The sequence below is a fragment of the Pricia sp. genome (assembly GCF_041745955.1).
Lineage (GTDB): Bacteria > Bacteroidota > Bacteroidia > Flavobacteriales > Flavobacteriaceae > Pricia.
On the sequence record NZ_JBGTHY010000360.1, the window covers coordinates 1 to 4141 of the forward strand.

General features: G+C 46.5%; 4 protein-coding genes. 2 read left to right on the forward strand and 2 right to left on the reverse strand.

From position 1 onward, the window contains the following. Window positions 1–888, forward strand: an 888-nt coding sequence (locus ACEW8S_RS13420; RefSeq protein WP_373518653.1) for an SAM-dependent methyltransferase, incomplete at its 5' end; no start/stop codon positions are given. Here the strand turns inward: ACEW8S_RS13420 and ACEW8S_RS13425 are convergent. Both ACEW8S_RS13425 and ACEW8S_RS13430 read right to left on the reverse strand, forming a co-directional pair. Then, window positions 885–2060, reverse strand: a complete 1176-nt coding sequence (locus ACEW8S_RS13425) for a glycosyltransferase family 2 protein (RefSeq protein WP_373518654.1) — start codon at window positions 2058–2060, stop codon at window positions 885–887. The genes ACEW8S_RS13420 and ACEW8S_RS13425 overlap by 4 nt on opposite strands. A gap of 66 nt (window positions 2061–2126) precedes the next feature. After that, window positions 2127–3188 carry a helix-turn-helix domain-containing protein gene (locus tag ACEW8S_RS13430; RefSeq protein WP_373518655.1) on the reverse strand — a complete coding sequence of 354 codons (1062 nt, stop codon included), beginning with the start codon at window positions 3186–3188 and terminating at the stop codon, window positions 2127–2129. A 158-nt stretch (window positions 3189–3346) separates the two neighbouring features. Between ACEW8S_RS13430 and ACEW8S_RS13435 the strand changes: the two genes are divergently transcribed. Beyond that, a partial coding sequence (locus tag ACEW8S_RS13435; protein ID WP_373518656.1) for a glycosyltransferase occupies window positions 3347–4141 on the forward strand: 795 nt, incomplete at its 3' end.

Below are 4141 nucleotides of genomic sequence, written 5' to 3' on the forward strand. Positions count from 1 at the left end.
CATCGGGTCGTCAATACGTTGGGCGAAATGTTCCTAAAGAATCTTCCGGACGATTTGATCAAGTTCGAATATCCCATATGGTTATGGAAAAACGGAATAGAAAGCGATTGGCCGTCAATTGGGGAAACTGTTCCCTATAAACTGGACATTACCCCGGTTTTCGAAAAAAAATGGCGGGCGGTCAAAATGCACCGGTCACAACTTGGCGAGATTATCCATGACGACCCGAACGGGTTCGTGCTGACCGATGAACTTTTGGAACCCTTCAATACGGATACCGAGTATTTTTTTGTTGGCCGAAAGGATCTGCAGACTTTGGACCACGCCTATTTCGACAAACTTTATTCACGGCAAAACGACCCATGGAATTTTCGCAATAGCGAGTACGAGCTTCTCAAATATCAAAGTTCCATTCGGGCCTTGGGACGTCGGCGTTTCGATTCCGGACTTGAGCTCGGATGCTCCATAGGGATACATACCGGAATGCTTTCCGAGATCTGTGAAAATCTGACCGCTGTGGATATCAATGAAATTGCTGTCCGTGAGGCACAAAAGAACTGTTCCAAAATTTCGAACATTATTTTTAAGGTGATGGATGTGGTCAAGGTATTTCCGGATGGAAAATTCGATTTGGTGACCTTTTGCGAAATGGGTTACTATTTGTCCAAAAAGGATCTTACAGAACTTTTCCTGAACCTTTCCAATGCCCTCTTGCCCGATGGAAACCTGTTGATGGTACATTGGACTCCCTTCGTGCCCGATTACCCGCTCAGCGGGGATGACGTTCATGATAGTTTCTCCAATTTTGCCGTTATGACGGGCCTGTTCAAGGAAATCGCACGGGATCGTCATGAGTTCTATCGTTTACAGGTATGGAGGAAGGTTTAGGAGGAAAGCGAAAGGTAGTCTTCAAGTTCATCACATGCTCGGCGGATGCCAATTTTGGGATACCGTAAACCCCAACTCTCCAGAACGTCCAGGTCCTTTTCCAGTCGGTGTAGCAAGGAGCGGTACGTTCCGTATTCTTGAATATGCCCCACCAACCGCTTCCTATCGATACCGCTTTGGCGGGCCGCTGCCCAAAGAACATATTTGTCGTCATTGGCCAAATATTTCCGTATCAGGGCATATATACGTGACCTCTCCAAAAGGGCCTCAAGTCCCTCAACCTGGGGTTCGTTGCCATCCTTCCCGTTCCAAGTACCGAGCTCTGCACCAAAACCCCATGGTGCCCGGGGTTCGCATCGTCCAGAGGTGGTCACAATGGCCATTGGGCAATGACGTACCTCGTACCCGCCCCAGACTACCCTATCATAAAAATCGATATCCTCGCAAAAACCGATGGGGGCCATACCCCCTATATAATCGTAAGTATCGGCACGAACGGCCATATTGGGCCCGGAATTGTCACCGTGCCGTGGTAAAGGGTCGAAAGTATCGGGAGAGATGGAGTCGTTCAATAAAATACACAGTCCGCTATAACGGCTTTTCAGCGCCAATATTTTTTTTGCATATGGTGAAACACTTTTAACATTGATATCTATCCGACCACAAATCAATCCGTAACCACTACCTATGTACCCGAGAATATTGGCGACCCAAAAAGGATGGGCCACGGTATCCGCATCCGTCATTGCAATATATCCGGGTTTATCAAATATCCTGGCCCTGGCAATCCGCATCAGGACGCGCCGTACCGCGCCTACATTATTGACTTCCGGTCGGTTCGTTTCCAGAACGATAAGGTTCAGGTCCGGGAAACGGTTCAAAGTCTGTAAACCTATTTTTTTGGTAGCATCGGTACAATTGTGACAGAGGATCAGAACCTCGAAATCATCTTTGTCGATGTCGCCCAAGACGGTTCGTTGACGGGCAAGGGACTCGATACATTTGCCTATTACAATTGCCTCATTATGTGCGGGTATCGTGATTACCACTTTTGGTCTTATCACATTGAATTGAATACCTTGAGCCATATCATCGGCGATGCGATCCAAATGCAGGCTATCGCTACGATCAAAATAACCGATACTGTCTCGGTCGGACGCTATCTTGCCCATAGTGTACCTCAATTATGCTTTACGCCGAATTACCTTCCGGTAAGCCCTATTCCGTATAATGTATATTTATTCAACGCCATCAATGTTAAAATAACTACCGGGACGTATATTTTTTCGTTCCCGGTTCCTTCGATATTCCGAAGGTGTGAGGCCATATGCCTCCAGGAACCTCTTCGAGAGATAGCTCTGACTTTTATAACCTACGATAGATGTGATGGCCGAAAGGGTCTGGTCCGTATTGAGCAATAGCGTCCGCGCGCTTTCCAAACGTTTCTGCCTAATATATAAATTGACCGTCGTACCTAACAATTCTTGGAACCCGCGCTGCAGTTTATTGGCGTTAAGCCCAACTTCGGACGCAATCTCACCGATGGTCGGCAAATCCTCCAACCGTTCCTCAATGAGACGTACCGCCTTGAGCATTTGGTCCAGTTCGGATTTGCGTAACATGGTCTTTTTCCCATCGGATTTTATATCGTCCTGAAATTGTGTGATCTGGAGCACCAATATCTCATAGGCAAGACTTTCAAGATGGAGTTTTTTTAGCCAATCCCCGTTTGGGTATCTATCCCAATTATCAATTATACGGGACAGTTCCAGACTGTAGAAACCGTCATGGTAAAATGTTTTTTTTGCGGTAACGTCATTCAGCATTTCCCGCCATTCCTTTACAATACTTGTCGGTTCGCAGCTTATCTTTGACTGGAACTTTCTTCTGTCAAGTTCCAGACTGCTATATATCATCCGTTCGCCTGCTGAAAATTGGATACTATGGCCGTGAAATGCCGAACTGGCAACGATTGCATTCTTATATTTGGAAATTTTATGCCATATCGATTCGTCCATGAACTTGTGCCGAATTTCGCCTTCCATGGAAAACAGGAATTTGACCGGGTGCACCTTGTCGACCGAATATTCAATGGTAAGGTCCTCAATGAACGTGCAATCGTAACGGATAACGCCGAGGCCATCTTCAAAATCGGTTCCCGAAATGATGCCTTCGCCGTAATCGCTTGGGATGTCCACATGAAAAATTCCACAGCTTCTGGTATAATCGGTTCCCAGCTCACGGGCGATATCCGAAATTACGTTTCTTAAGGGCAGCGAACTCACGGTCAATTTTTTCATCTTCTGACTATGTTTTTTCCAATATCCTTTATTAACCAGATGAACGGGTAACGCATTCGGTTTTAAATGTGACCCGATTGCGATAGTCGCTTAAATACGAGCAATTGCGTTACATGCTAGGGGTAAATATGGATAATTTTCGGACAGACAATTAAAAAATGAAATTGCTTAAAAATTCTTCCGAGATACCTTGGGGATACCCTGCCCTAATCCTAATTTTTGGAATTTTCATAGTAAAGGCTCCGATTATCATTTTTATATTGCTAGCCGCACTGATTATTATCATATGCCTTTTGGAAATTATGAAGCTTAAGCTTTGGCTAGGATTCCAAAAACGGCCCAAGATGTTGGCGAACAGCAAGCGGCCTATGGTCTCGGTGCATCTGGCCATCTGTAACGAGCCCCCCTCCATGGTCATATCGACCATAAAAGGCATCCTCGCACAGGATTACCCAGATTTCGAGATTATCGTAATAGACAACAATACCGAGGAAAGGGAGCTATGGGGCCCGGTCGGGGAATTTTGTGCTTCTTTGCCCAATGTAAGATTCTTCCATCTTGAAAAATGGCCGTTCTACAAATCCGGCGCGCTCAATTTTGCCCGAAAGGTTACCCACAAATGTGCCGAATTTATATTCGTGGTGGATGCCGACTACCGTCTCACCGAAGACGCCCTCGGATTGGCGGTCTCCAATATCGAGGGACCTGCCATAGCCTTAGTACAGTTTCCACAGGCCTATACCTGTGAAGAGGCCCGTCATGTCCCCATAATGGAGGAATTCGACCATTTTTTCGACTACTATTGCTTTAAGGCCGATACCTGTCATGGTGCCCTTGCCACCGGTACATTGAGCCTTATTCGGATAACGGCACTCGATGGGGTGGGGGGATGGCCCGTAAATTCCATTACGGAGGACGCGGAGCTTGGTTCCCGTCTACAGGTCGCCGGGCAC

Coding starts and splice junctions, on each gene's coding strand:
- ACEW8S_RS13425 (WP_373518654.1), bottom strand. CDS start 2,060: ATGGGCAAGATAGCGTCCGACCGAGACAGTATCGGTTATTTTGATCGT.
- ACEW8S_RS13430 (WP_373518655.1), bottom strand. CDS start 3,188: ATGAAAAAATTGACCGTGAGTTCGCTGCCCTTAAGAAACGTAATTTCG.